The sequence below is a fragment of the Curtobacterium sp. PhB170 genome, from assembly GCF_003752345.1.
Classification (GTDB): Bacteria; Actinomycetota; Actinomycetes; order Actinomycetales; family Microbacteriaceae; genus Curtobacterium.
Genome location: NZ_RJUM01000010.1, coordinates 451,439 through 474,856 on the forward strand (window position 1 = coordinate 451,439; position 23,418 = coordinate 474,856).

Consider the following 23,418-nt stretch of genomic DNA (forward strand, 5'->3'; position numbering starts at 1 on the left):
AACCGTTAGGAGCGGCCTGGAGGCCCGGCGCAGGACCCAGCATCGGTCCAGGCACCACACGTGGTGCCGTCCGCGTCGCCCGGCGCGGACACCGCAGACCTTCTGGAGTCCCTCGTGTTCGACGTGTTCGTCGTCGCCGGTGTCCTCGCCGTGTTCGGCGTGGTGGCACTGATCGCCAAGGGGGTGGAACGGCTGTGATCGGCATCACCATCGCGGCCGCCGTCCTCGGCATCGCCGCAGTCGTGTACCTCGTCTGGGCGCTCGTGCGTCCGGAGCGGTTCTGATGGGCGCGGGCACCGCGGACGTCTGGGCGGGGATCGTCCAGGTCGCCACGCTCGTCCTGCTGCTCGTCGTCGCCTACCGGCCGCTCGGCGACTGGATGGCCCGGGTCTTCACACCCGTCCGGCACAACCGGATCGAGCGCGGGGTCTACCGGCTGATCGGGGTCGACCCGGACGCCGAGCAGTCGTGGCCCGTGTACCTGCGCGGCGTGCTGCTCTTCAGCGTCGTCGGCCTCCTGCTCGTCTACCTGCTGCAGCGCATCCAGGTCGTGCTGCCCGGCGACCTCGGGCTGCCCGCCGTGGGCCCGTCGCTCGCGTTCAACACCGCGGCGTCGTTCGTCGCGAACACGAACTGGCAGTCGTACTCACCCGAGGCCACCGTCGGGTACAGCGTGCAGATGGCCGGCCTCGCGGTGCAGAACTTCCTGTCCGCAGCCGTCGGGCTCGCCGTCGCCGTGGCGCTGGTCCGCGGGTTCGCCCGGCGCAAGTCCGGCACGCTCGGCAACGTGTGGGTCGACGTCGTCCGCGGCGTCGGTCGACTGCTGCTGCCCGGCGCGTTCGTCTTCGCGATCGTGCTCGTCGCCGGCGGCGTCATCCAGTCGTGGGGGAGCGGCACCGACGTCACCACGCTGGTCGGCGGCACGCAGCACCTGCCCGACGGGTTCGTGGCGTCGCAGGAGGCGATCAAGGAACTCGGCACGAACGGCGGCGGCTACTTCAACGCGAACTCGGCGCACCCGTTCGAGAACCCGCAGGCGTGGACGAACCTGGTCGAGGTCTTCCTGATGCTCGTCATCCCGTTCTCGCTGCCGCGCACCTTCGGCCGGATGGTCGGTGACGACCGCCAGGGCTACGCGATCCTCGCCGTGATGGGCGCGATCTTCCTCGTGTCTCTGTCGGTGATGTCGATCGCCGAGCTCGGTGGCGGCGGACTCGCCACGCACGCAGCCGGCGCCGCGATGGAGGGCAAGGAGACCCGGTTCGGGATCCTCGGCACCACCCTGTTCGGCACGACGTCGACCGCGACCTCGACCGGTGCGGTGAACGGCATGTTCGACAGCTTCACGCCGATCGGCGGGATGATGGCGATGCTGAACATGATGCTCGGCGAGGTCACCCCCGGCGGCGTCGGCTCCGGTCTGTACGGCATGCTCGTGCTCGCCGTCATCACGGTGTTCATCGGCGGCCTGCTCGTCGGCCGGACGCCGGAGTACCTCGGCAAGAAGATCCGCGCCAAGGAGATGACCTTCGCGGCGCTGTACATCCTGGTCACGCCGACCCTCGTGCTCCTCGCGACCGGACTCTCGCTCGTGATCCCCGGTGTCCGCGAACAGGTGCTCGGCACGTCGATCTTCAACCCCGGCAACCACGGGCTGTCCGAGCTGCTCTACGCCTTCACCTCGGGTGCGAACAACAACGGCTCGGCCTTCGGCGGGCTCACCGCGAACACGACGTGGATGAACTCCGCGCTCGGTGTCGTGATGCTGCTCGGCCGCTTCATCCCGATGGTGTTCGTCCTGGCGCTCGCCGGATCCCTCGCCGCTCAGGACCGCGTGCCCGAGACGGCCGGCACCCTGCCCACCCACCGTCCGCTGTTCATCGGGCTGCTCGGCGGCGTCGCCGTCATCGTCACCGCACTCACCTACTTCCCGGTGCTCGCACTGGGCCCGCTCGCAGAAGGACTGTCATGACATCCGTGACCTCCGAGCACGAGGCGACCACCGCCCCGGAGCCGGCCACCCGCTCGTCCGCATTCGGACCCCGTCAACTGGTGGCGGGCCTCCCGGGCGCGCTGCGCAAGCTCGATCCGCGACTGATGTGGCGGAACCCCGTCATGTTCATCGTCGAGGTCGGCGCCGCGCTGACGACGGCCGCAGCCGTCGTCGAGCCGTCCGCGTTCACCATCGCCATCGCGGTGTGGCTCTGGTTGACCGTCGTCTTCGCGAACCTGGCGGAGTCGGTGGCCGAGGGGCGGGGCAAGGCGCAGGCCGACACGCTGCGGAAGACCCGCTCGACCACGAGCGCCCGCCGGGTGCTCGGCTACGACCAGGCCGACGCAGCAGCCGTCGGCAACGCGACCGAGGAGATCGCCTCGGTCGACCTGGCCAAGGGCGACGTCGTGGTCGTGGTCGCCGGCGAGGTGATCCCGGGCGACGGTGACGTCATCGACGGCATCGCGTCCGTCGACGAGTCGGCCGTCACGGGTGAGTCCGCGCCCGTCATCCGCGAGTCCGGCGGCGACCGCAGTGCGGTCACCGGCGGCACCCGGGTGCTGTCCGACCGGATCATCGTGCGCATCACCTCGACGCCTGGTGAGACGTTCATCGACCGGATGATCCGCCTCGTCGAGGGTGCAGCCCGGCAGAAGACGCCGAACGAGATCGCGTTGAACATCCTGCTCGCCTCGCTGTCGATCGTGTTCGTGATCGTCTGCCTGACGATGCAGCCCATCGCGGGACTCGTCGGTGCCACGGTCAGCGTCCCCGTCCTGATCGCCCTGCTCGTCTGCCTCATCCCGACCACCATCGGGGCCCTGCTCTCCGCGATCGGCATCGCGGGCATGGACCGGCTCGTGCAGCACAACGTGCTCGCGATGTCGGGCCGCGCGGTCGAGGCGGCCGGCGACATCACGACCCTGCTGCTCGACAAGACCGGCACCATCACGTACGGCAACCGCCGGGCGTCACGGGTGGTGCCGGTGCCGGGCGTGAGCGAGGCCTCGCTGATGGCGGCAGCAGCCCTGTCGAGTGCTGCGGACTCGACGCCCGAAGGTCGTTCGATCGTGTCGCTCGCTGCTGACGCCGGGGTGACGCCGGCGCTGCCGGACGGCGCCGTCGAGGTGCCGTTCACGGCGCAGACGCGCATGTCGGGGCTCGACCTGCCGGACGGGTCGCAGATCCGGAAGGGTGCCGCTGCAGCGGTGCTGGCCTGGGCTGACACCCCCGACGCCGGTTTGGTCGCCGCGATCGACTCCACCGTCGCGGAGATCTCCGACCAGGGCGGCACCCCACTGGTCGTCGGCCGCCGCTCCTCGGACGGCGCGGTCGCCCTGCTCGGCGTCGTGCACCTGAAGGACGTCGTCAAGGACGGCATGGCGTCACGGTTCGCCGAGCTCCGATCGATGGGCATCCGCACGGTGATGATCACCGGCGACAACCCCCGGACCGCGGCCGCGATCGCGCACGAGGCCGGCGTCGACGACTTCCTGGCCGAGGCCACCCCGGAGGACAAGCTCGCGTACATCAAGCGCGAACAGGAGGGCGGCAACCTCGTCGCGATGACCGGCGACGGCACCAACGACGCCCCGGCCCTGGCGCAGGCCGACGTCGGCGTCGCGATGAACACCGGCACGACGGCGGCGAAGGAGGCGGGCAACATGGTCGACCTCGACTCCGACCCGACCAAGCTCATCGACGTCGTCCGGATCGGCAAGCAGCTGCTCATCACCCGTGGTGCCCTGACCACCTTCTCCATCGCCAACGACGTCGCGAAGTACTTCGCGATCATCCCGGCGATGTTCCAGGCGGCGTTCCCCGGGCTCGCGGCCCTGAACATCATGGGGCTGCACAGCCCGTCGTCCGCGATCCTGTCGGCCGTCGTCTTCAACGCGCTCGTCATCGTGGCGCTCATCCCGCTGTCCCTGCGCGGCGTCGAGTACCGCGCCGCCGCAGCGTCGTCGATCCTCGGCCGCAACCTGCTCGTCTACGGGCTCGGCGGCGTGATCGTCCCCTTCATCGGCATCAAACTGATCGACCTCGTGGTCGGTCTCATCCCGGGGTTCTAGTCATGGCATCTGCACGTTCCACCGTCCGTTCCGCTGGTGTGGCCATCCGCCTCACCCTGCTCGCCACCGTCGTGCTCGGCGTCGGCTACCCGCTCGCCGTCTGGGGCGTCGGCCAGGGGGTGTTCCACGAGCAGGCCAACGGCTCGGAGGTCACCGACTCGTCGGGCGCCGTCGTGGGGTCCTCGATCATCGGGCAGTCGTTCTCCGGCAAGCAGGCTGATCGCTGGTTCCAGTCGCGGCCCTCCGCAGCTGGCCAGGACGGCTACGACGCGAACGCGTCCAGTGGCTCGAACCTCGGACCGAACAACCCGGACCTGCTCAAGGCCGTCAAGGAGCGGCAGCAGGCGGTCGCGAAGGCCGACGGCGTGTCCGTGTCCGAGGTGCCGGCCGACGCGGTCACCGCCTCGGGTTCGGGCCTCGATCCGGACATCAGCCCCGAGTACGCACTCCAGCAGGTGCAGCGGGTGGCGTCCGCGCGGGGCATGTCGGTCGACGATGTGCGGACGCTCGTGACCGAGCACACCGAGTCGCGCCAGCTCGGGTTCCTCGGCGAGCCCGTCGTGAACGTGCTGGCCCTGAACCTCGCGCTGGCGAAGGCGTCCTCGTGATCGATTGCGCCCCGCGGTGGTCATCGCGCCCCGACTCACTGGGGCGCGATGACCACACGGGGGCGCGATCCCGCCCTGCGCCTGGCTTCGCACCCGCTGCGGAACTCGACGCGAGAGGATGAGCACGTGAAGCGCGGCAAGTTACGGGTGCTGCTCGGTGCCGCACCGGGCGTCGGCAAGACGTTCACCATGCTCGAGGAGGGCCGCCGGCTGCTCGACGAGGGCCGGGACGTCGTCGTCGCCGTGGTCGAGACGCACGAACGTGCCGCCACCGCCGCGCTCGTCGACGGCCTCGAGGTCGTCCCGCGCCGCACCGTCTCGCACCGCGGTGTCGACCTGGACGACCTCGATCTCGACGCCGTCACCGCCCGGGCACCCGAGGTCGCCCTCGTCGACGAACTCGCGCACACGAACGCTCCCGGCAGTGCGAACGAGAAGCGCTGGCAGGACGTCGAAGCGCTGCGGGCCGCCGGCATCGACGTCATCTCGACGGTCAACGTGCAGCACATGCAGTCCCTCGGCGACGTGGTCCGCGAGATCACCGGCACCGTGCAGCGCGAGACCGTCCCCGACGCCGTGGTGCGCGCGGCCGACCAGATCGAGGTCGTCGACCTGGCACCGGCTGCCCTGCGCGAGCGGCTCTCCGACGGACTCGTGTACCCGGCTGCCCGGATCGATGCGGCCCTGTCGAACTACTTCCGGCTCGGGAACCTGACGGCGTTGCGCGAGATCGCGCTGCTCTGGCTGGCAGACGAGGTCGACGACGCGCTCAAGGCCTACCGCGCTGAGCACGGCATCGAGCACCGGTGGGAGACCCGGGAGCGCGTGCTCGTCGCCCTGACCGGCGGGCCCGAGGGCGAGACCCTGCTGCGCCGCGGGGCCCGCATCGCTGCCCGCAGTGCCGGGGGCGAACTCGCGGCCGTGCACGTGACGACGAACGACGGCCTGCGCGAGCGGCACCCGGGGGCGCTCGGTGCCCAGCGCACCCTGCTCGAACAGCTCGGCGGGACGTACCACCAGGTGGTCGGCGACGACGTGCCGTCGACCCTCGTGCGGTTCGCGCGGTCGATCGATGCGACCCAGATCGTCATCGGCGTCAGCCGTCGCAGTCGGCTCGCCGCGGCCCTGACCGGCCCGGGCATCGGCAACACCGTGATCCGTGAGTCCGGCGACATCGACGTGCACGTCGTCACGCACGAGCGCGCCGGTGGTGGCTTCGCCCTGCCGAAGCTCGGCGGCAGTCTGTCGCGTGGACGGGTCCTCGCCGCGTTCGTGCTCTCGGTCCTGGTCGGGCCCCTGCTCACCTGGGTCCTGTCGATCGGCAGCGACCCCGACGCCATCACCGTGGACGTCCTGGCGTACCAGTTGCTGGTGCTCGTCGTGGCGCTCGTCGGCGGGATGTGGCCGGCGGTGTTCACGGCGGTGCTGTCCGGACTGAGCCTCGACTTCTTCTTCGTCCAACCCCTGCACATGGTCACGGTGCAGCAGCCGTGGCACCTCTTCGCCCTGGTCATGTACGTCATCAGCGCCGTGCTCGTCAGCTTCGTGGTCGACCGGTCCGCCAGGCGTTCCCGTGCCGCCCGTCGCGCCGCGGCGGAGTCCGGCCTGCTGATGGGGATCGCCGGCAGCGTCCTCCGCGGCGACGACGCCCTGCAGGCCTTGCTCGACCGCACCCGCGAGGCCTTCGGGTTCGCCGGCGTCCGGATCCGGCAGGGGAACGAAGAACCGGCCACGTCGGGGACGTTCGGCGAGACGCCGGACGCGGCCACGAGCCTCCCGTCCGGCGCCGTGCTCGAGTTCGCGGGCGCTGCGGACGACCCGACCCAGCGCCGGCTGCTGCGCGTCGTCGAGCAGCAGCTCGACGCCGCGGTCGAACACCGCTCGTTGACGCGCACCGCGCTCGACGCGGAGCGGATCGCGGCGGCGGACCGCGTCCGCAGCGCGATCCTCGCGGCCGTCGGCCACGACGTGCGCCGGCCGATCGCGGCCGCCTCGGCCGCCGTCCAGTCGTTGCGTGCGCTGGACGTCGACCTGTCCAGGGCCGACCGGGAGGCACTGCTCGCGACCGCCGACGAGAGCCTCGGTCAGCTGGCGGTGCTGTTGGCCGACCTGTTGGACGTCAGCCGGGTGCAGGCGGGTGTGCTCGCGGTCGCGTCCGGGCCGCTGGCCCTCGACACGGTGGTCGCCCCCGCGCTCGACGAGCTCGAGCTCGGGCCCGACGACGTCGACCTCGACCTGCCTGCGGACCTGCCGCCGGTCCTCGCCGACCCGGTCCTGCTGCAGCGGGTCGTCGTGAACCTGCTCGCGAACGCCGTCCGCTACGCCCCCGACGGCACCCGCGTGCGCGTCGCGGCGAGCGCCTTCGGCGGCGGGGTCGAGCTCCGGATCGCCGACCACGGTCCGGGGATCCCGTCGGACCGGGTCGACGAGGTCTTCCAGCCGTTCCAGCGGCTCGGCGACACCGACAACGAGACGGGCCTCGGGCTCGGTCTCGCACTCGCGCGGGGCTTCACCGAGGGCATGGGCGGCACGATCGAGGTCGACGACACCCCGGGTGGTGGGCTCACCGTCGTGGTGCGGCTTCCGATCGCCGGGCACGTGGGAGTGGAGCTCCGGTGAAGGTCCTGATCGCGGACGACGACGCGCAACTCGTCCGAGCGCTCTCCGTCACGCTCGCCGCCCGCGGGTACGAGGTCGTGACGGCGAAGGACGGGCGCGCGGCGATCGACGCCGTCATCACCGAACGCCCCGACCTGGTGTTGCTCGACCTGGGCATGCCCCGGCTCGACGGCATCGGGGTGCTCGAGGGCATCCGGGGGTGGTCGCAGGTGCCGGTGCTCGTGCTGTCCGGACGGACCGACTCGTCCGACAAGGTCGACGCACTCGACGCCGGCGCGGACGACTACGTGACGAAGCCGTTCCAGATGGACGAGCTGCTGGCGCGGCTGCGGGCCCTCGGACGACGCCGTGCCCCGGCCGGCGTCGACAGCGCGCCGACGATCCGGATCGGCGACCTCGTCGTGGACCTCGTCGCGAAGCAGGTCACCCCGGCCAGCGGTCCCGCGATCCGGCTGACCCCGACCGAGTGGCGCCTGCTCGAGGTGCTCGTCACGAACCCCGACCGGCTGATGACCCGCGAGATGCTCCTGACCGAGGTGTGGGGGCCGTCGCACGGCAACGACTCCGGGTACCTGCGGCTGTACATGGCGCAGCTGCGGCGGAAGCTCGAGCCCGACTCGGCGACCCCGCGGTACCTGGTCACCGAGTCCGGCATGGGGTACCGCTTCGCGCCGGGAGGGCGGTGACGAAGGCGGTCGGACCGCTGTCGCGTGACTGGCGGGTCGCTGTCGTGCAGGTGTCGGGTCCGTGTCGTGGTGCGTCGTTCCGGGGATCCCTAGTGTTCAGGGCATGAACGAGATGCGGATCGGGGAGCTGCGGCGGCTGCGCGGGTGGACCCAGGAACGACTGGCCGAGGCGAGCGGCCTCGCGGTGCGGACGGTGCAGCGGATGGAGAGCGGCAACGACGCGAGCCTGGAGTCGCTGTCGTCGGTGGCCGCGGCGCTCGAGGTGCCCGTGCGAGACCTGTTCGTCACCGAGGAGCGGGAGTCCCTCGAGCCCGGAGTGCGCGGACTCGACGAGCGGGCGGAGCAGCAGCAGGTGCAACGCGAGTCGGCGACGCGGGGGTGGCAGTACCTCTACTCGGGTGTTGGCATCGTCGTGACACTCGGGACGATCGCCCTCATCGGTGCCGGGGTCTGGACCGGGTTCGCGATCTTCGTGATCCCCGTCTACTGGGCCGCTGGCAAGCTGCTCTCGCAGTTCCTGATGGCGACCGTCGTCGAACCCTCGCTCGACCGCCGGTACCCGCTGTCGCGGTCGCGGCGGGTCACGCCCGGGAACTGAAGGCGGCGAGCTCGGCACGGGTGCGGGCCCCGTGTTTCCGGAGCAGGTTCGCCACGTGGTACTTCACGGTGTTGACGCTGATGCCCAGGCCCTCGGCGATCTCGCGGTTGCCGACACCCGTCGCGAGCAGCCGCAGCACGTCGCGCTCCCGCGGGGTGAGGTCGTCGTCCGCGACCGAGTCCACCTCGGTCGGCGACGGGTCGAGGGGCAGCGAGATGTCGAGGACCGAGCCCCAGTCCGGTGTGCTCGAGACCTGGACGCGGCCGTCGAGGGTGACGACCCGTTCTGCGATCGGCCGCATGGCGTCGTCGTGCACGTCGAGGGTGCCGGACCCGTCGTCACGGAGCTGCATGAGCAGGTTCCGGCCGTCGCAGTCCCACTGGATGCGGACCCGCTTGGCCGCACCACCGTCGACAAGCGCGAGGACGGCGGTCCGGACGATGGCGCGGGCCGCGTGGGCGACGTCGCCGGGCAGCGCGCGCCCGGTGGTGGGCGGCTCGACGAACTGCACGTCGAGGTCGCCGAACCGGACGAGCGGGCGCAGGTCGGCTCGGAGGCGCGAGAACGCCCCGGTGACCGGCTCGAGCAGGGTGCTGCGCTGGTGGTCGGTCTCGGTGCGCAGGTCGACGAGTGCCGCCGACGCGATCTCGACGGCCTCGGCCCGCGCGGCGGCGTCCGACACCCGTGGCGACCGGAGCACGGCGAGCACGGACTCGAGGGTGAGCGCCTGACGGTCCGCCTGCTCGGCGACGGTCCGGGCGTGTTCCGAGGCGGCGAGCCGACTGGCGGAGCCGCCACGGGCCTCCAGGTCCGTTCCCGATGCGTCCATGGGAGCCGAACCTACCTGTCCCACCCGTGCGGACGGGGCCACCCGATCGGGTGGGATGCCTGCCGACGCGGGTAGCGGTGCGGTGGCCCGCGTGACGGCATGCTCGTGCACATGGCAGAACCCACCGTCCCCGCAGCGTTCGACGTGATCGTGCGCGAGGTCACCGACCTCGCCGCGAACGTCGACGATGCGTCGGCTGAGCGTGCCCTCGACCTGATCGACCGCTCCCACCGTGTCTTCGTGCACGGTGCCGGCCGTTCCGGACTCGCGCTGCGCATGACCGCGATGCGGCTCATGCACCTCGGTCGCGATGTCCACGTCGTCGGAGAGGTCACCACGCCCGCGATCCGACCCGGGGACGTGCTCCTCGTCGCGAGCGGTTCCGGGACGACCACCGGCATCGTGCAGGCGGCCCGCACCGCGCACGACGTCGGCGCGTCCGTCGTCGCCCTGTCGACCACCGACGACTCCCCGTTGTCCGAGGTCGCGGACGTCACCCTCGTGCTGCCGGCAGCGACGAAGACCGATCGCTCCGGCACGGCTTCGGCGCAGTACGCCGGCAGCCTCTTCGAGCAGGCCGTCGCCCTGGTCGGCGACGCGCTGTTCCACACGCTCTGGTCCCGCGGCGGGCAGTCCGCCGACGACCTCTGGCCCCGACACGCAAACCTCGAATGAAAGGCATCCACATGCAGCTCCAGTTCGCCATGGACACCCTGACCACCGAAGCCGCCCTCGAACTCGCCGCCGCGGCCGCGCCGCACGTCGACGTCCTCGAGCTCGGCACGCCCCTGATCAAGAGCGCCGGCCTGTCCGCCGTCACCGCGATCAAGGAAGCCCACCCGGACAAGATCGTCTTCGCCGACCTCAAGACGATGGACGCCGGCGAGCTCGAGGCCGACATCGCGTTCTCGGCGGGTGCCGACCTGGTCACCGTCCTCGGTGTCGCCGGTGACTCGACCATCGTCGGTGCCGTCAAGGCCGCGAAGAAGCACGGCAAGGGCATCGTCGTCGACCTGATCGGCGTCTCCGACAAGGCCGCTCGTGCCCGCGAGGTCGTCGCGCTCGGCGCCGAGTTCGTCGAGGTGCACGCCGGGCTGGACGAGCAGGCGGAAGAGGGCTTCACCTTCTCGACGCTGCTCGACGCCGGCAAGGAGTCGGGTGTGCCGTTCTCGATCGCCGGCGGCGTGAACGCGTCGTCCGTCGCCTCGGTGCAGGAGGCCGGTGCCCGCATCGCCGTCGCCGGCAGCGCGATCTACAGCGCGTCGGACGTCGGCGCAGCAGCCGCGGAGATCCGCGCCGCGATCACGGCGTAGCGCCCGCGGCGCCCGCGGCGCGATGGTGAGCAGAAATGGTCGAGTGCGCATCCCGCACCCCACCATTTCTGCTCACCGAGGGACCTCCGCCGGTACCGTCGAGGCGTGACGATCGAGCTGCGCCGGGTGACCGCGGACGATTGGCGCGTCTGGCGACCCGTCCGGCTGCGAGCGCTCGCCGACTCCCCGCACGCGTTCGGCTCGACGCTGCAGGACTGGGCGGACGCCCCCGAGCACCGCTGGCGGACACGCCTGTCGATCCCCGGTGCGCTCGACCTGCTGGCGGTCGCCGCCGAGGGCGACGTCGTCGGGATGGCGAGCGGTGTCCCGGGCGCCGACGCCGGTGCGCCAGCCGAACTCATCTCGATGTGGGTCGACCCCGCCAGCCGGGGCCGAGGCGTCGCACGTGCCCTGATCGAGACGATCGCGGAGTGGGCAGCGGCCTCCGGTGGCGGGGCGCTCGAACTCTCCGTGATGCCCGACAACACCGTCGCCCGGCACACCTACGAGCGCGCCGGGTTCACCGCACTCGACGAACCGGGCGCTCCCCTGCCCGACGGTCGGAACGAGGTGCTGATGCGTCGTACGGTGGTCGCATGAACCGAGTACTGCGGTGGACCGCGTGGATCGTCGCCGTGCTGCTGGTGGTCGTGGTGGTGTTCCTCGTCTGGGCGCACATCGTGATGCAGGGCACCCGGAGCGCTGCGCTGCAGGTCTGGCGCGACGACCGTGTGTCGGTCCAGGATGCCGGTGACTCCGTGGTGATGACGCCCACGGGGCAGGCCGACGGCAAGGGCATCGTGTTCATCCCGGGTGCGAAGGTCGATCCGTACGCGTACATGGCGACCTTCCGGCAGGTGGTCGCGAACGGCACGACGGTCGTCATCACGAAGCCGACGCTCAACCTCGCGTTCTTCGACACCCGGCCGCTCTCGACCTTCGAGGCGCACGCGCCGGATGTCGCGACCTGGGCGGTCGGCGGGCACTCGCTGGGCGGGGTCCGTGCCTGCCAGCTCGCGCAGGACGCGGACGGCCTGCTGCTGCTCGGCAGCTACTGCGCGAACGACATCAGCAGCTCGTACATCGACGTGCTGAGCGTCTCGGGCTCGCGTGACGGGCTCTCGACCCCCGACAAGGTCGACGCGGCCCGGCACCTGTTGCCGTCGACCGCGACGATGACCGAGGTCCAGGGTTCGAACCACGCCGACTTCGGCGCCTACGGGGACCAGCCGGGCGACCGCACGGCGACCATCAGCCGCGAGGCCGCCCGCGAGCAGATCTCCTCGGCGATCGAGGAATGGGCGCGCGACCTGCCGCCGGCCCCTGGCCTGCGCTGACGGCGCGGTCTGAACACGCGTGCTGGAGCGGTCCTAGACTCGACGAGAGCAACGTCCACGAACCCCGTTCCCTGAAGGGCTGCAGATGACGACGCCGACCCGGCGCACACCCGCGCGACTCGCGGACACGCGAGCGCTCCTGTTCGACCTGGACGGTGTCCTCACCCCCACCGCCGACGTGCACATGCGCGCCTGGAGCCGGCTCTTCACGCCGTACCTCGAAGCGCACGGGGTCGCGCCGTACACACAGGCCGACTACTTCGCGTACATCGACGGCAAGCCGCGGTACGACGGCGTGCGGTCGCTCCTCGAGTCGCGGGGGATCGACCTGCCGCAGGGCACCCCGGACGACGGCCCGGACGACGACACCGTGTGCGGTCTCGGCAACCGGAAGAACGCCGAGTTCACCGCCGAGCTGGACGAACACGGCGTCGAGCCGTACCCCGGCTCGCTCCGGTTCCTCACCGCCGCGATCGACGCCGGCTTCCACGTCGCGGTCGTCTCGAGCTCCGCGAACGCCGTCTCGGTGCTGCGGACCGCCGGCATCCTCGACCGGTTCACGGTCGTGGTCGACGGGCTCGTCGCCCGTCAGGACGGCCTGGCCGGCAAGCCCGCCCCCGACACCTACCTGGACGCGGCCGGGCGCTTCGGACTGACCGCCGCCGAGTGCGTCGTGGTCGAGGACGCCACCAGTGGTGTCGAAGCCGGCCGGAACGGGGCGTTCGGGCTCGTCGTCGGGGTCGACCGCGGAGCGGGCGCCGACGCGCTGCGTGAACACGGTGCCGACGTCGTCGTGACGGACCTCGCCGACCTGGTCGCGGACCTTCCCCACGCGACCACCAGCACGACGTAGCCAGCGCGCCGGAGGCGAGCCGCGCCTCCCGGTCGAACCGACGTCCCCACGCCACCCTCCCTTCCCACGGAGCACCATGAACCCCATCACCTCGGACCCGCTCGACCGCGTCCGGTACCCGATCGACGAGTGGGCACTCGTCGAGACCGAGTACACCCCCGACCAGCAGGGCGTCGCCGAGACGAACTTCGCCGTCGGCAACGGGTACCTCGGCCTGCGCGGCAACCTCGACGAGGGCCGTGGCGGTGTGCAGTACGGCACGTACATCAACGGCTTCCACGAGACCTGGCCGATCCGGCACGCCGAAGACGCCTTCGGGTTCGCCAAGACCGGTCAGACGATCATCAACGCGCCCGACGCGAAGGTGATCCGGCTCTACGTCGACGACGAACCCCTGGTGCTGGCCGAGGCGGACATCCTCCACCACACGCGGCGCCTCGAGTTCCGCGGCGGCTACCTGTTCCGCGAGACCGAGTGGTCGACGCCGTCCGGCAAGCGCGTGCTGATCCGGTCCCGCCGCCTGGTGTCGTTCACCGATCGGCACCTCGCCGTCATCGACTACGAGGTCACCGTGCTCGACGCGGACGCCTCGATCCTGCTGTCCAGCCAGATCCTGAACCGCCAGGACGTGCAGGACGAGTACCACGCGGGGATGCGGGCCGCCGCGAACGCCTTCGACCCCCGCAAGGCCGAGGCCTTCACCGACCGGGTGCTCGAACCGAAGCTCAAGCGCAGCACCGGTGCCCGCTCCCTGCTCGGGTACCAGGCGTCCAGCTCCGGCATGACGATCTGCGTCGGTGTGGAGCACCACCTCGAGACCGAGAACAGCTGGGACGAGTCGTCGTCGATCGACGACGACCTGGCCAAGCACGTCTACCGCGTCCAGGCGCGTGCCGGGCAGCCGATCCGACTCGTCAAGCACGTGGTCTACCACACCTCCCGCGGTGTCCCGGTGCGCGAACTCGCCGACCGCTGCGACCGCACGCTCGACCGGGCGCACGCCGAGAACATCGACGAGACGTTCGAGAAGCAGCGCGTCTGGCTCGACGACTACTGGGCCCGGAGCGACGTCGAGATCGCCGGGCAGCCGGAGATCCAGCAGGCCGTCCGGTGGAACCTGTTCATGCTCGCGCAGGCCACGGCCCGCACCGACGGGCACGGCATCGCCGCCAAGGGCGTCACCGGCTCCGGCTACGGCGGGCACTACTTCTGGGACATGGAGATCTACGTCCTGCCGTTCCTGTCGTACACGGCGCCGATCGTCGCCCGGAACGCGCTGCGGTTCCGCTACAACATGCTCGACGCCGCACGCTCGCGGGCTCGCGAGCTGAACCAGCGGGGTGCCCTGTTCCCGTGGCGCACGATCAACGGTGAGGAGTCGAGCGCGTACTACGCCGCCGGTACCGCGCAGTACCACATCGACGCCGACATCGCCCATGCCCTGATGCAGTACGTGCGGGCGTCCGGTGACACCGAGTTCCTCAAGCGCGGGGCGATCGACGTGCTCGTCGAGACCGCTCGACTGTGGGCCGACCTCGGCTTCTGGCGCTCCAACGGCGACAAGAAGTTCCACATCGACGGCGTCACCGGGCCCGACGAGTACACGACCGTCGTCGACGACAACCTCTACACGAACGTCATGGCGCGGGCGAACCTGTGGTTCGCGGTGAACGCGTGCCGCGAACTCGCGGCCGACGACGTCGAGGAGTACGACCGGATGGTCCGACGCACCGGTCTGCGCCCCGACGAGCTCGTCGAGTGGGAGCACGCCGCCGAGTCGATGGAGATCCCCTTCGACCCGCACCGTGGCATCCACCCGCAGGACGCCCAGTTCCTCGACAAGGAACTCTGGGACCTCGAGAACACCCCCGAGTCCAAGCGCCCGCTGCTGCTGCACTACCACCCGCTGGTCATCTACCGCTTCCAGGTGCTCAAGCAGGCCGATGTCGTGCTCGCGCTGTTCCTGCAGGGGCACGAGTTCACCGCGGCCGAGAAGCGCCGCGACTTCGACTACTACGACGCGCTCACCACGGGCGACTCGACGCTGTCGGCGGTCGTGCAGTCGATCATGGCGGCCGAGGTCGGGTACCACGACCTCGCCGACCAGTACTTCCAGACGGCGCTCTACGTCGACCTGGCCGACCTGCACGGCAACACCTCGGACGGCGTGCACATCGCGTCGACCGGCGGCATCTGGGGTGCGCTCGTCAACGGGTTCGGCGGCATGCGCGACCACGGCGGCCGGATGACGTTCAACCCGCGACTGCCGCGGCACTGGGACTCGTTGACCTACCGTCTGACCGTGCGCGGGTCGCGGGTCCGCGTCGACCTCGGCCAGGACGGCATGACGTTCACGGTCGAGACCGGCACGGGCTTCACCGCCTGGGTGCACAACCAGCAGTGGGACATCGAGGCCGGCGAGCCGACCGTTGTTCCGTTGCCGCACCAGGGGCCGCGCATGTCCGGGCACGCACCGACCACGAGCGACATCCAGGGCACGCTCCGCGCCGACGGCTCCGTGATCACGGCGTCGATCCCGACGATCTCGCTCCAGCGCGACTTCGACGTGGACGAGACGACCGCGTAGGACGCCGGTCCGGCGGCCGGAAGGGCCCCGCTCGACCGGTCAGCTCGCGACGAGCTCGACCTTGAAGCGGTCGGCGTCCTCCAGGAAGGCCGCACGGTGGTCCGGTCCGCCGGCGAACGGGTGCCGGTCCTCGTACAGGCGGGTCCAGCCGTGCGTCGGCGCGTCCGCCCACAGCTGCTCGACCTGCTCCGCATCGCCGGCGTGGAACGCGAGGTGGCTCAGTCCGGGGCGTCGTCGGTCGTGCGTGCCGTCGAGCGGTGCGGTCTCGAGCACGACGTAGACGTTGCCGAGCCGCCAGCTCCGGCCCTCCGACCACGCCTGGAACGGCGTGTAGCCGAGCTCGCCGAGCAGCCAGCCCCACGCGCTGCTCGCCGTGTCGAGACGGGCGGTGCGGAGCTCGACGTGGTGCAGGGCGCCTCGGGTCACAGGAGCTTCCGGAGCGTGTTCGTGTTGCGCGTCGTGGTCGTGCGCTTGAAGCGTGCTGCCCCGGCCCGCTTCGCGAACACGGTGTCCGTGCTCGACCCCTTCGGGCACGACCAGTACACGACCCCGTCACCCCGGGCGACCTGCTCCACGGCGGCGTCGAGCGTGAGGTCGGCGAGCAGCGCGTCGAGGGCGTCGTCGTCGGAGCCGAACACCACGTAGTCGTGCCGATCGTCGGCCCGGTCGAACGGGAACCGTTCGACGATGCCTTCGAGGTCGTCGTGCGGGACGAGCACGATCCACGCGTCGTAGCCGAAGCGCTCGCGGAGCGCCTGTTCGATCGTGGCCTTCAGGGTGCGCCCATCGGCGTCCGTGCCGAACACCACGTTGCCGGATGCGAGCACCGTGCGGACGTCCTCGAAGCCGAGTCCGCGGAGCAGTTCCGCGAGGTCGGCGTTCTTGATCGTGATGCCGTTGACGTTCACTCCGCGCAGCAGCGCGATCCACTTCGCCATGCCGGAACCGTAGCGCGGTGGCGGCGGTCCCAGTCGATCAACTGCACAAGAAGCATTGCGCAAGAGTTCTTGTGCATCTATTCTCAGAGCATGACCGTGCGCAGACTCGACGACGCCGCCCACATGCGCGCCCTCGCCCACCCGACCCGACTGCGGATCGTCGGGCTCCTGCGCTCCGGTGGACCGCAGACCGCCGCGATGCTCGGCGACGAGATCGACGAGGCGCCCGGCACGATCAGCTACCACTGCAAGCGTCTGGCCGACGCGGACTTCATCGAGCCGGCGCCGGAGCTCGGCTCCGACCGGCGGGAGCGGTGGTGGCGTGCCACTGCGGACCACACGTCGTGGGACCTCGCCGATGCGTTCGACGACCCGGAACGGATGCTCGCCACGACGGGACTCGACCACACCGTCGCCGATGCGTACGCGGCCGAGTACGGGCGGTTCATCGACCAGGCGCCCGTGCTCGGCCGCGAGTGGGTCGCGGCGTCGACCAGTTCCGACGAGGTGCTGCGGCTGACCGCCGTCGAACTCACCGGGCTCGGCGCCGAACTGCGTGCCGTCGTCGAGCGATGGACGGCCGTGAGCGACGCGCACACGCCGGGCGACGGGTCGGAGCGCGTCATCGCCGTCACCCAGAGCTACCGGATGGGGCGACCGTGAACGCCCGGGCACGGTTGCGTGCACTGCTCGCGGTCCAGGTCGTCTCGCGGACCGGCAACGTCGTCACGACCGTGGCGGTGCCCTTCGCCGTGCTGGCCCGGGGTGGCTCGGCGACGGACGTCGGGATCGCCGCCTTCGCCGCGACGGTGCCCATCGTCCTCGGCGGCCCGTTCGGCGGGGCGCTCGTCGAACGGGTCGGGTTCGTCCGTTCGAGTGTGGCGTCGGACCTCGTCAGCGGTGCGACCCTCCTGGCGATGCCGGTCCTCGCCTGGACGGTGGGTCTGCCGTTCTGGGCGCTCCTGGCGCTCGTGTTCGTGAGCGGCCTCTTCGACTTGCCCGGGGAGTCCGCACGCCGGGTCCTGCTCCCGGGACTCGCACGATCGGCCGGCGTCCCACTGGAGCGCGCGGTCGGTCACTTCGAGGCGTCCCAGCGACTCTCGGTGCTCATCGGTGCACCGCTCGGCGGGGTGCTCGTCGCCGCCGCGGGTCCGATGGCCGCACTCGTCTGCACCGCGGTGGCGTTCGGCACCGCAGCCCTGCTCGCTGCGGTGCTGGTCCGGCCAGCGCGCGACGGCGCAGCGGCTGTGAGCGCTGACGCGGCTCCGACCAACGGGTACTGGCGGGACATCGCCGAAGGGTTCCGGTTTTGCGTCCGCGATCCGTTCTTCCGGCTCGTGATCGCCCTCGTGCTGATCACGAACCTGCTCGACGCGGCCCGGTCGACGACGTTGCTCCCGCTCTACGCCGCCGACACCCTCGGCGGGGCACAGGCGCTGGGCTTCGTGACCGGGACCTTCGGGGGTGCGGCGTTCCTCGGGTCGGTGGCCTTCGGGTACGTCGCACACCGCGTGCCTCGCCGGATCACGTTCGTCGTGTGCTTCGTGCTCGCGGGTGGGCCCTCGCTCCTGGTGCCGGCGCTCGGCCTCGGGCTGCCGTGGATGCTCGCGGCTTCGGCGGTGTCGGGCCTCGCCGCCGGGTCACTCAACCCGATCCTCGGTGCCGTCGAGCTCGAGCGCATCCCGGAGCACATGCGCGCTCGGGTGTTCGGGCTGCTCGGAGCCGGGTCGTGGGCGGGGATCCCGCTCGGCGGACTGCTCGCCGGGTTCGCGGCCGAGGGTGTCGGTGTGCAGGCGACGTTCGGGGCGGTCGTCGTGCTCTACACCGTCGTGACGCTCGCGCCGCTGACGGGTGGCGCCTGGCGCCTCATGGAACGACCGGCTCCGGAGCGGGAGCTGGTCGAGCGCGTGACGACGTAGTCCGCATCCGGGGCGGCGCTCACGTCCACGTCCGCGCGACGCCCCAGCCGCTGCCCTCGGGCACGATGTCGACCACCAGCGTGTCCCCGTCGTCGGCCGTGGCCTGGAAGCGCCAGCCGACCGTGCGCTCGGGGGCGTGGGTGATGGCGGTCGGCAGCTCGGCCCGCGTCACGGTCAGACGGGTCGGGGTGTCGCTCACCCGCCAACGGCGTCCGCCCCAGACCAGCCGGCTCGGTGCGCCCTCGGACCACCACACCGTGGCGGCCGTCTCCGTGATCATCATCGGGTCTCCTCGTTCGAACGTGTGTTCGAATGCTAGGTCGCCGGGCGAGACCCCGCAAGCGCTCGCCGACGTGACGGCGGGTCGCGGACGAGACCGTCCGCGGTCGCAGACGCCCTCGTGTAGACGGGGTGCATGACGAACGACGATCAGGGCCCCGACGGACAGCACCAGGTCCCCGAGGGGGTCTCCGACGCCACGGTCGAGGCGCTCGGCACACTGTCGGCCGCGGTCGAGGTCATCGAGCACGCCCGCGGCCTGCTCTACGGCTTCCACCGCCTGACGGGCACCGCCGACCTGAACCTCGGCGAAGCCGTCGAGCAGCTCCGGAAGGCGGGCCACACCGAACTGGCCGACCGCATCGACACGGAGCTCGTGGGCCGCAACGTCATCGCCGGCCGCTGGACGTTCCAGGTCGTCGAGGACTACGACGACGGGTACTACGCCCTCGCGAAGGAGCTGGAACGCACTGCGCGGGACGAGCTCGTGCAGGGGCGCCGCCACCTGTTCGAGGCGGGCATGAAGGAGGACCGGCGGTCCGGCGGTCGACGCCACCACGAGGCGACGCCGAGCGACCTGCCGGACTGAGCACGGGCCTCCCGACCGGCCCGAACGCGAAAGCGACAGTTCTCCGCGGATGTTTCGCGGACAACTGTCGCTTTCGTGGACCACCCTCGGACGGCCCCACAGGAACTGTCGCTCTTGCAGACCAGCCCCTGCCCAGCCCCCCCGGCCTCAGCCGACGCCGAGCAGCGCCTCCAGCGGCCCTCGTGCGAAGTACAGCAGGAAGCCCGCGGCGACGACGTAGAGCAGCCACGACACCTCGCGGCCCCGGCCGGACAGCAGCTTGATGAGGACCCAGCTGATGAAGCCCACGCCGATGCCGTTCGCGATCGAGTAGGTCAGCGGCATGACGACGATCGTCAGGAACGCGGGCAGGGCCGAGCCGAAGTCCGTCCAGGAGATGTCCGCGACCTGCGCGACCATCAGGGCGCCGACGACGACGAGTCCGGCGGCGGCGACCTCGAGCGGGACGACCTGCGTGAGCGGGGTGAGGAACATCGACGCCAGGAACAGCAGGCCGGTGACGACCGACGCCATGCCGGTGCGCGCACCTTCGCCGATGCCGGCGGCGGAGTCGATGAAGACGGTGTTCGACGACACCGAGGCGCCACCGCCGGCGATCGCGCCGACGCCCTCGACGACGAGCGCCGACTTCAGGCGGGGGAACGTGCCGTCGGGCTTCGCGACGCCGGCGGCCTTCGCCAGGCCGGTCATGGTGCCCATCGCGTCGAAGAAGTTCGTGAACACGAGCGTGAAGACGAGCATCGACGCCGCCAACGGCCCGATGCGGCTGAACGCGCCGAACAGGTCGGCGTGGCCGACGAGCGACAGGTCGGGGAACGCGAAGAGCGCACTCGGCAGGCCGGGGGCGTTGAGGTTCCAGCCGGTCTTCGAGTCGACCGAGGTCGGCACCTGGAAGATCGCCTGCAGGATGATCGCGATGATCGTCGTGGCGACGATCCCGATGAGCAGCGCGCCCTTGACCTTGCGGGCCATGAGCGTGCCGATGATGACGAGGCCGATCAGGAACACGATGGTCGGCAGGGCGCCGACGGAGCCGTCCTCACCGAGCTGCAGGGGCGGCGACGCGAGCCCGGACGAGCGCACGAAGCCCGAGTCGACGAGGCCGATGAAGGCGATGAACAGACCGATGCCGACGGTGATCGCTGCCTTCAGCTGCGCCGGGACGGCGGTGAAGATCATCGTCCGGATCCCCGTCAACGCCAGGACCACGATGATCACGCCGTTGATGACGACGAGTCCCATCGCCTCGGCCCAGGTGACCTGCTGCACGACGCTGACGGCCAGGAACGAGTTGATCCCGAGGCCCGCGGCGATGCCGAACGGCAGGTTCGCGATGACGCCCATGGCGATGGTCATCAGGCCGGCGACGAGACCGGTCGCGGCGGCGACCTGCGCGTTCTCGAGCCAGCCGCCGGAGACGTCCTTGGCGGCCTGGTCGGCGCTGAACCCACCGAGGATCAGCGGGTTGAGGATGACGATGTACGCCATCGTCACGAACGAGACGAGTCCGCCCCGCACCTCGCGCGGGATCGTGGATCCGCGCTTCGTGATGGAGAAGTATCGATCGAGGCCGGTCGCGAAGCGGTTCCGGGGTGGGGTGTCGGTCTGCGGGGCGCTCACCGAGCAAGTTTAAAGCCTGCTGGGTTTCCGGCATGTCACAGGATCCTCACAGGGCGCGCAGGGTGCGCCGATGTTCGACCGGGAGGCCCGACCCGCGTGATCGGGGGACGTCACGCCGTGCGCCGGCTCGCGTTCTCCGGCCATGGCTGGTGTTGGATGGACCGGTGACGTCACGCATGGACCGTGCCCGCGTCGAGGCCGCGGTGCGCGAACTCCTGCTCGGCATCGGCGAGGATCCCGACCGCCCCGAACTCGAACGCACACCCGCTCGGGTCGCCGACTCGTACTCCGAGTTCTTCGCCGGCATCGGCACGGACGCCGTGGCCATCGCCCGCGACGGCACCGTGCACGCCGAGGACGGTGAACGCGGCCGACTCGTCATCGTCCGCGACGTGAAGTTCCGGTCCGTCTGCGAGCACCACCTGCTGCCGTTCCTCGGGGTCGCGCACCTGGCCTACGCACCGGGCGACCGGCTGATCGGGCTCGGCACCCTCTCGCGTGTGCTCGATGCCGTGGCCTCGCGTCCGCAGCTGCAGGAACGACTGGGCGAGCAGGTCGCCGCGACGATCGCCGAGGGGCTCGGCGCCGAGGGGGTCCTCGTGGTCCTCGACGCGCAGCACCAGTGCGTGACGACCCGTGGGGAGCGCCAGACCGCCTCGACGACCGTCACGGTCGCGGCGAACGGCTCGCTGGCCGACGCCGCGGGCCGGGCCGAGGCGATCGCGCTCATCGGTGCGGGGCGTGTGACGGACACCGAGGCGGACGCATGACGTCTGAGGGGGCCGCCACGGGCCTCCCCGACGGCACAGCCGGCCCGCCGCTGGCGCGTCGCGCCGGAACCGGCGTCGTGGGCCCACAGGATGCGGCTGGACCCGGCTGGGTGGTGCCCGACCTGCGCGACCCGGTCCGCACGATCGGACGCCGCTCGTTCGACTTCGACCACCGCATCGCCGTGATGGCGATCGTGAACCGCACGCCCGACTCGTTCCACGACCGCGGTGCCACCTTCGAGCTCGACCGCGCCGTCGCCGCCGCCGTCCGGGCTGCCGAACAGGGCGCCGACTGGGTCGACATCGGCGGCGTGAAGTTCGCTCCGGGGCCGGAGCTGCCCGCTGCGGACGAGGTCGACCGCGTCGTCCCCGTCGTCGAGCAGCTCGCCCAGGAGTCCGACGTCACCATCAGCGTCGACACGTTCCGCCCCGAGGTCGCCGCAGCGGCGATCGCAGCTGGCGCGAGCGTGGTCAACGACACCACCGGCCTGTCCGATCCCCGGATGGCGGCCGTCGTCGCGGACTCCGAGGCGACGATCGTCATCACGCACTCGCTCGCCGAACCCCGACGGCCCCTCGCAGCGCCGCCGCAGTACGACGACGTCACCGCGTCCGTCGTCGGGTTCCTGCGGGAGCGCGTCGACCGGGCGCTCGCCGCAGGGATCCCGGAGTCGCGGATCGTCGTCGACCCGGGCCACGACCTCAACAAGAACACCGTGCACACGCTCGAGGTGACCCGGCGCCTGCCCGAGGTCGTGGCGCTCGGCTACCCGGTGCTCGCGGCGGTGTCCAACAAGGACTTCGTGGGGGAGTCGCTCGGACGCCCGCGCGGCGAACGCCTGGCGGGGTCGCTCGCCGTCGCGACCGTGAGCGCGATGCTCGGGGCGCGGATCATCCGGATGCACGACGTCACCGAGAGCGTCGACGCGATGCGCATGGTCGAGGCGACGCTCGGCTGGCGAGCCCCGGTGGAAGCGCGGCACAACACGTGAACCTCCTGCCCCCGTCGATCGCTGAGCTGTCCGACGACGACCTGGTCGACCTGTACACCGCGGGTGCGTCGGCGCCGTGGCTGCGGGTGAACTTCGTGGCGACGCTCGACGGGTCCGCCTCGGCCGCCGGGGTGTCGGGGTCGCTCGGCGGCCCGGACGACCTGCGCGTGTTCGACCTGCTCCGCCGGGTGGCCGACGTCGTGCTCGTCGCCGCGGGCACCGTGCGGGACGAGGGCTACGGGCCGATGGTCCTGCACGACGCCGACGTGGCCTGGCGCCGGGCGCACGGCATGCCCGACCACCCGGTGTTCGCGATCGTGTCGCGGTCACTGTCGCTGGACGCCGGATCCCGGGTGTTCACCGAGGCCCCGGTCCGGCCCGTCGTCCTGACCTCCGCGGCCGCGGCGGCGTCCGACGCCGGGGTCGCGCTGTCGTCCGTCGCCGACGTCGTGCCCTGCAGTACCGACACCGACACCGACCCCGACTCGGTCGACGTGTCGCTCGTCCGCGACGCACTGGTGGCGCGGGGGCTCGGCACGATCCACTGCGAGGGTGGCCCGACGTTCCTCGGATCGCTCATCGCCGCGGACGCCGTCGACGAGCTGACCCTGACGATCGACCCGTCGCTCGAGGGCGGCACCGGGCCCCGGATCGCGCGCGGCCGTTCCCCGGAGCTGCGGCGGATGCGCCCCGCGCACGTGCTCCGCGGTGCGGGTGACGTGCTGCTCACCCGGTACGTCCGGGCGGAGCCGTCCGCCCGCGTCTCGGGGCCGACCGCCCGCGTCTCGGTGCCGGTCGACCGCGTCGGCTAGGGTC

General features: G+C 71.3%; 25 protein-coding genes. 20 read left to right on the plus strand and 5 right to left on the minus strand.

All coding sequences use genetic code 11. The features are described 5' to 3' along the window. Positions 1 to 60 precede the first annotated feature (60 nt). The 8 genes from EDF40_RS19220 to EDF40_RS10095 all read left to right on the plus strand — a co-directional run bounded on the left by EDF40_RS19220 (position 61) and on the right by EDF40_RS10095 (position 8,576). Positions 61 to 198 carry a hypothetical protein gene (locus EDF40_RS19220; RefSeq protein WP_155896901.1) on the plus strand — a complete coding sequence of 46 codons (138 nt, stop codon included), beginning with the start codon at positions 61 to 63 and terminating at the stop codon, positions 196 to 198. Continuing rightward, a complete protein-coding gene (locus tag EDF40_RS10065; protein ID WP_017887940.1) occupies positions 195 to 284 on the plus strand; it encodes a potassium-transporting ATPase subunit F in 90 nt (29 codons plus the stop codon). Before EDF40_RS19220 ends, EDF40_RS10065 begins: the two co-directional genes overlap by 4 nt. After that, positions 284 to 1,972, plus strand: coding sequence for a potassium-transporting ATPase subunit KdpA (kdpA, locus tag EDF40_RS10070; RefSeq protein ID WP_123339417.1), 1,689 nt, complete (start codon positions 284 to 286; stop codon positions 1,970 to 1,972). The genes EDF40_RS10065 and kdpA overlap by 1 nt, the downstream gene beginning before the upstream one ends. Further along, complete coding sequence (gene kdpB, locus EDF40_RS10075) at positions 1,969 to 4,065, plus strand: potassium-transporting ATPase subunit KdpB (RefSeq protein WP_123339418.1); 2,097 nt, start codon at positions 1,969 to 1,971, stop codon at positions 4,063 to 4,065. The genes kdpA and kdpB overlap by 4 nt, the downstream gene beginning before the upstream one ends. A 2-nt stretch (positions 4,066 to 4,067) precedes the next feature. Next, a complete protein-coding gene (gene kdpC / locus EDF40_RS10080; protein WP_123339419.1) occupies positions 4,068 to 4,673 on the plus strand; it encodes a potassium-transporting ATPase subunit KdpC in 606 nt (201 codons plus the stop codon). A gap of 126 nt (positions 4,674 to 4,799) precedes the next feature. Beyond that, positions 4,800 to 7,292, plus strand: coding sequence for an ATP-binding protein (locus EDF40_RS10085; protein ID WP_123339420.1), 2,493 nt, complete (start codon positions 4,800 to 4,802; stop codon positions 7,290 to 7,292). Beyond that, complete coding sequence (locus EDF40_RS10090) at positions 7,289 to 7,978, plus strand: response regulator (RefSeq protein ID WP_123339421.1); 690 nt, start codon at positions 7,289 to 7,291, stop codon at positions 7,976 to 7,978. The genes EDF40_RS10085 and EDF40_RS10090 overlap by 4 nt, the downstream gene beginning before the upstream one ends. Positions 7,979 to 8,081: 103 nt before the next feature. Beyond that, on the plus strand, positions 8,082 to 8,576 hold the full coding sequence (locus EDF40_RS10095; RefSeq protein ID WP_123339422.1) for a helix-turn-helix domain-containing protein: 495 nt from the start codon (positions 8,082 to 8,084) through the stop codon (positions 8,574 to 8,576). Here the strand turns inward: EDF40_RS10095 and EDF40_RS10100 are convergent. Then, on the minus strand, positions 8,560 to 9,405 hold the full coding sequence (locus EDF40_RS10100; RefSeq protein ID WP_123339423.1) for a LuxR C-terminal-related transcriptional regulator: 846 nt from the start codon (positions 9,403 to 9,405) through the stop codon (positions 8,560 to 8,562). The two genes, EDF40_RS10095 and EDF40_RS10100, sit on opposite strands and share 17 nt — an antisense overlap. Before the next feature lie 111 nt (positions 9,406 to 9,516). Between EDF40_RS10100 and hxlB the strand changes: the two genes are divergently transcribed. The 6 genes from hxlB (at position 9,517) to EDF40_RS10130 (ending at position 15,495) form a co-directional block, all read left to right on the plus strand. Next, complete coding sequence (gene hxlB / locus EDF40_RS10105) at positions 9,517 to 10,080, plus strand: 6-phospho-3-hexuloisomerase (protein WP_123339553.1); 564 nt, start codon at positions 9,517 to 9,519, stop codon at positions 10,078 to 10,080. Positions 10,081 to 10,091: 11 nt separating this feature from the next. Continuing rightward, positions 10,092 to 10,718 (plus strand): 3-hexulose-6-phosphate synthase, encoded by a 627-nt coding sequence (gene hxlA / locus EDF40_RS10110; protein WP_111083537.1) that lies wholly within the window; start codon positions 10,092 to 10,094, stop codon positions 10,716 to 10,718. Between the two features lie 105 nt (positions 10,719 to 10,823). Further along, positions 10,824 to 11,318 carry a GNAT family N-acetyltransferase gene (locus EDF40_RS10115; RefSeq protein ID WP_123339424.1) on the plus strand — a complete coding sequence of 165 codons (495 nt, stop codon included), beginning with the start codon at positions 10,824 to 10,826 and terminating at the stop codon, positions 11,316 to 11,318. Next, positions 11,315 to 12,055 carry an alpha/beta hydrolase gene (locus EDF40_RS10120; protein ID WP_123339425.1) on the plus strand — a complete coding sequence of 247 codons (741 nt, stop codon included), beginning with the start codon at positions 11,315 to 11,317 and terminating at the stop codon, positions 12,053 to 12,055. The genes EDF40_RS10115 and EDF40_RS10120 overlap by 4 nt, the downstream gene beginning before the upstream one ends. Positions 12,056 to 12,140: 85 nt before the next feature. Beyond that, a complete protein-coding gene (locus EDF40_RS10125) occupies positions 12,141 to 12,908 on the plus strand; it encodes an HAD family phosphatase (RefSeq protein ID WP_111083533.1) in 768 nt (255 codons plus the stop codon). Between the two features lie 76 nt (positions 12,909 to 12,984). Next, on the plus strand, positions 12,985 to 15,495 hold the full coding sequence (locus tag EDF40_RS10130) for a glycoside hydrolase family 65 protein (RefSeq protein ID WP_123339426.1): 2,511 nt from the start codon (positions 12,985 to 12,987) through the stop codon (positions 15,493 to 15,495). Between the two features lie 39 nt (positions 15,496 to 15,534). Here EDF40_RS10130 and EDF40_RS10135 read toward each other — a convergent pair whose 3' ends face one another. Then, entirely contained in the window at positions 15,535 to 15,921 is a 387-nt protein-coding gene (locus EDF40_RS10135) for a VOC family protein (RefSeq protein WP_123339427.1), read from the minus strand. After that, on the minus strand, positions 15,918 to 16,433 hold the full coding sequence (locus EDF40_RS10140; RefSeq protein WP_123339428.1) for a DUF1697 domain-containing protein: 516 nt from the start codon (positions 16,431 to 16,433) through the stop codon (positions 15,918 to 15,920). Before EDF40_RS10140 ends, EDF40_RS10135 begins: the two co-directional genes overlap by 4 nt. Before the next feature lie 90 nt (positions 16,434 to 16,523). On the opposite strand from EDF40_RS10140, the gene EDF40_RS10145 reads away from it, so the two are divergent. Together EDF40_RS10145 and EDF40_RS10150 are read left to right on the plus strand one after the other, a co-directional pair. Next, entirely contained in the window at positions 16,524 to 17,096 is a 573-nt protein-coding gene (locus EDF40_RS10145; protein ID WP_123339429.1) for a transcriptional regulator, read from the plus strand. Beyond that, complete coding sequence (locus tag EDF40_RS10150; RefSeq protein WP_260212648.1) at positions 17,093 to 18,352, plus strand: MFS transporter; 1,260 nt, start codon at positions 17,093 to 17,095, stop codon at positions 18,350 to 18,352. The genes EDF40_RS10145 and EDF40_RS10150 overlap by 4 nt, the downstream gene beginning before the upstream one ends. Positions 18,353 to 18,371: 19 nt before the next feature. On the opposite strand, the gene EDF40_RS10155 is transcribed toward EDF40_RS10150, so the two are convergent. Beyond that, on the minus strand, positions 18,372 to 18,632 hold the full coding sequence (locus EDF40_RS10155) for a hypothetical protein (RefSeq protein WP_148053818.1): 261 nt from the start codon (positions 18,630 to 18,632) through the stop codon (positions 18,372 to 18,374). Positions 18,633 to 18,767: 135 nt separating this feature from the next. On the opposite strand from EDF40_RS10155, the gene EDF40_RS10160 reads away from it, so the two are divergent. Next, positions 18,768 to 19,220, plus strand: a complete 453-nt coding sequence (locus EDF40_RS10160) for a hypothetical protein (RefSeq protein ID WP_123339431.1) — start codon at positions 18,768 to 18,770, stop codon at positions 19,218 to 19,220. 147 nt (positions 19,221 to 19,367) lie between these two features. On the opposite strand, the gene EDF40_RS10165 is transcribed toward EDF40_RS10160, so the two are convergent. Continuing rightward, on the minus strand, positions 19,368 to 20,840 hold the full coding sequence (locus EDF40_RS10165; RefSeq protein WP_123339432.1) for an NCS2 family permease: 1,473 nt from the start codon (positions 20,838 to 20,840) through the stop codon (positions 19,368 to 19,370). Positions 20,841 to 21,016: 176 nt separating this feature from the next. On the opposite strand from EDF40_RS10165, the gene folE reads away from it, so the two are divergent. From folE to EDF40_RS10180, 3 genes are read left to right on the plus strand one after another with little or no spacing between them, the layout of a single operon-like run. After that, entirely contained in the window at positions 21,017 to 21,610 is a 594-nt protein-coding gene (gene folE / locus EDF40_RS10170) for a GTP cyclohydrolase I (RefSeq protein WP_123339433.1), read from the plus strand. Continuing rightward, positions 21,607 to 22,602, plus strand: coding sequence for a dihydropteroate synthase (gene folP / locus EDF40_RS10175; protein ID WP_260212649.1), 996 nt, complete (start codon positions 21,607 to 21,609; stop codon positions 22,600 to 22,602). The genes folE and folP overlap by 4 nt, the downstream gene beginning before the upstream one ends. Next, positions 22,599 to 23,414, plus strand: a complete 816-nt coding sequence (locus EDF40_RS10180; RefSeq protein WP_123339434.1) for a pyrimidine reductase family protein — start codon at positions 22,599 to 22,601, stop codon at positions 23,412 to 23,414. Before folP ends, EDF40_RS10180 begins: the two co-directional genes overlap by 4 nt. The last annotated feature ends 4 nt before the right edge of the window (positions 23,415 to 23,418 follow it).

What these genes read in the sequence shown, in the direction of transcription:
- EDF40_RS10140 (WP_123339428.1), bottom strand. Translation starts at nt 16,433, where the DNA reads ATGGCGAAGTGGATCGCGCTGCTGCGCGGAGTGAACGTCAACGGCATC.
- folP (WP_260212649.1), top strand. Translation starts at nt 21,607, where the DNA reads ATGACGTCTGAGGGGGCCGCCACGGGCCTCCCCGACGGCACAGCCGGC.
- EDF40_RS10155 (WP_148053818.1), bottom strand. Translation starts at nt 18,632, where the DNA reads ATGATCACGGAGACGGCCGCCACGGTGTGGTGGTCCGAGGGCGCACCG.
- hxlA (WP_111083537.1), top strand. Translation starts at nt 10,092, where the DNA reads ATGCAGCTCCAGTTCGCCATGGACACCCTGACCACCGAAGCCGCCCTC.
- EDF40_RS10100 (WP_123339423.1), bottom strand. Translation starts at nt 9,405, where the DNA reads ATGGACGCATCGGGAACGGACCTGGAGGCCCGTGGCGGCTCCGCCAGT.
- kdpC (WP_123339419.1), top strand. Translation starts at nt 4,068, where the DNA reads ATGGCATCTGCACGTTCCACCGTCCGTTCCGCTGGTGTGGCCATCCGC.
- EDF40_RS10095 (WP_123339422.1), top strand. Translation starts at nt 8,082, where the DNA reads ATGAACGAGATGCGGATCGGGGAGCTGCGGCGGCTGCGCGGGTGGACC.
- EDF40_RS10130 (WP_123339426.1), top strand. Translation starts at nt 12,985, where the DNA reads ATGAACCCCATCACCTCGGACCCGCTCGACCGCGTCCGGTACCCGATC.
- EDF40_RS10145 (WP_123339429.1), top strand. Translation starts at nt 16,524, where the DNA reads ATGACCGTGCGCAGACTCGACGACGCCGCCCACATGCGCGCCCTCGCC.
- EDF40_RS10160 (WP_123339431.1), top strand. Translation starts at nt 18,768, where the DNA reads ATGACGAACGACGATCAGGGCCCCGACGGACAGCACCAGGTCCCCGAG.
- kdpA (WP_123339417.1), top strand. Translation starts at nt 284, where the DNA reads ATGGGCGCGGGCACCGCGGACGTCTGGGCGGGGATCGTCCAGGTCGCC.
- kdpB (WP_123339418.1), top strand. Translation starts at nt 1,969, where the DNA reads ATGACATCCGTGACCTCCGAGCACGAGGCGACCACCGCCCCGGAGCCG.
- EDF40_RS10125 (WP_111083533.1), top strand. Translation starts at nt 12,141, where the DNA reads ATGACGACGCCGACCCGGCGCACACCCGCGCGACTCGCGGACACGCGA.
- EDF40_RS10120 (WP_123339425.1), top strand. Translation starts at nt 11,315, where the DNA reads ATGAACCGAGTACTGCGGTGGACCGCGTGGATCGTCGCCGTGCTGCTG.
- folE (WP_123339433.1), top strand. Translation starts at nt 21,017, where the DNA reads ATGGACCGTGCCCGCGTCGAGGCCGCGGTGCGCGAACTCCTGCTCGGC.
- hxlB (WP_123339553.1), top strand. Translation starts at nt 9,517, where the DNA reads ATGGCAGAACCCACCGTCCCCGCAGCGTTCGACGTGATCGTGCGCGAG.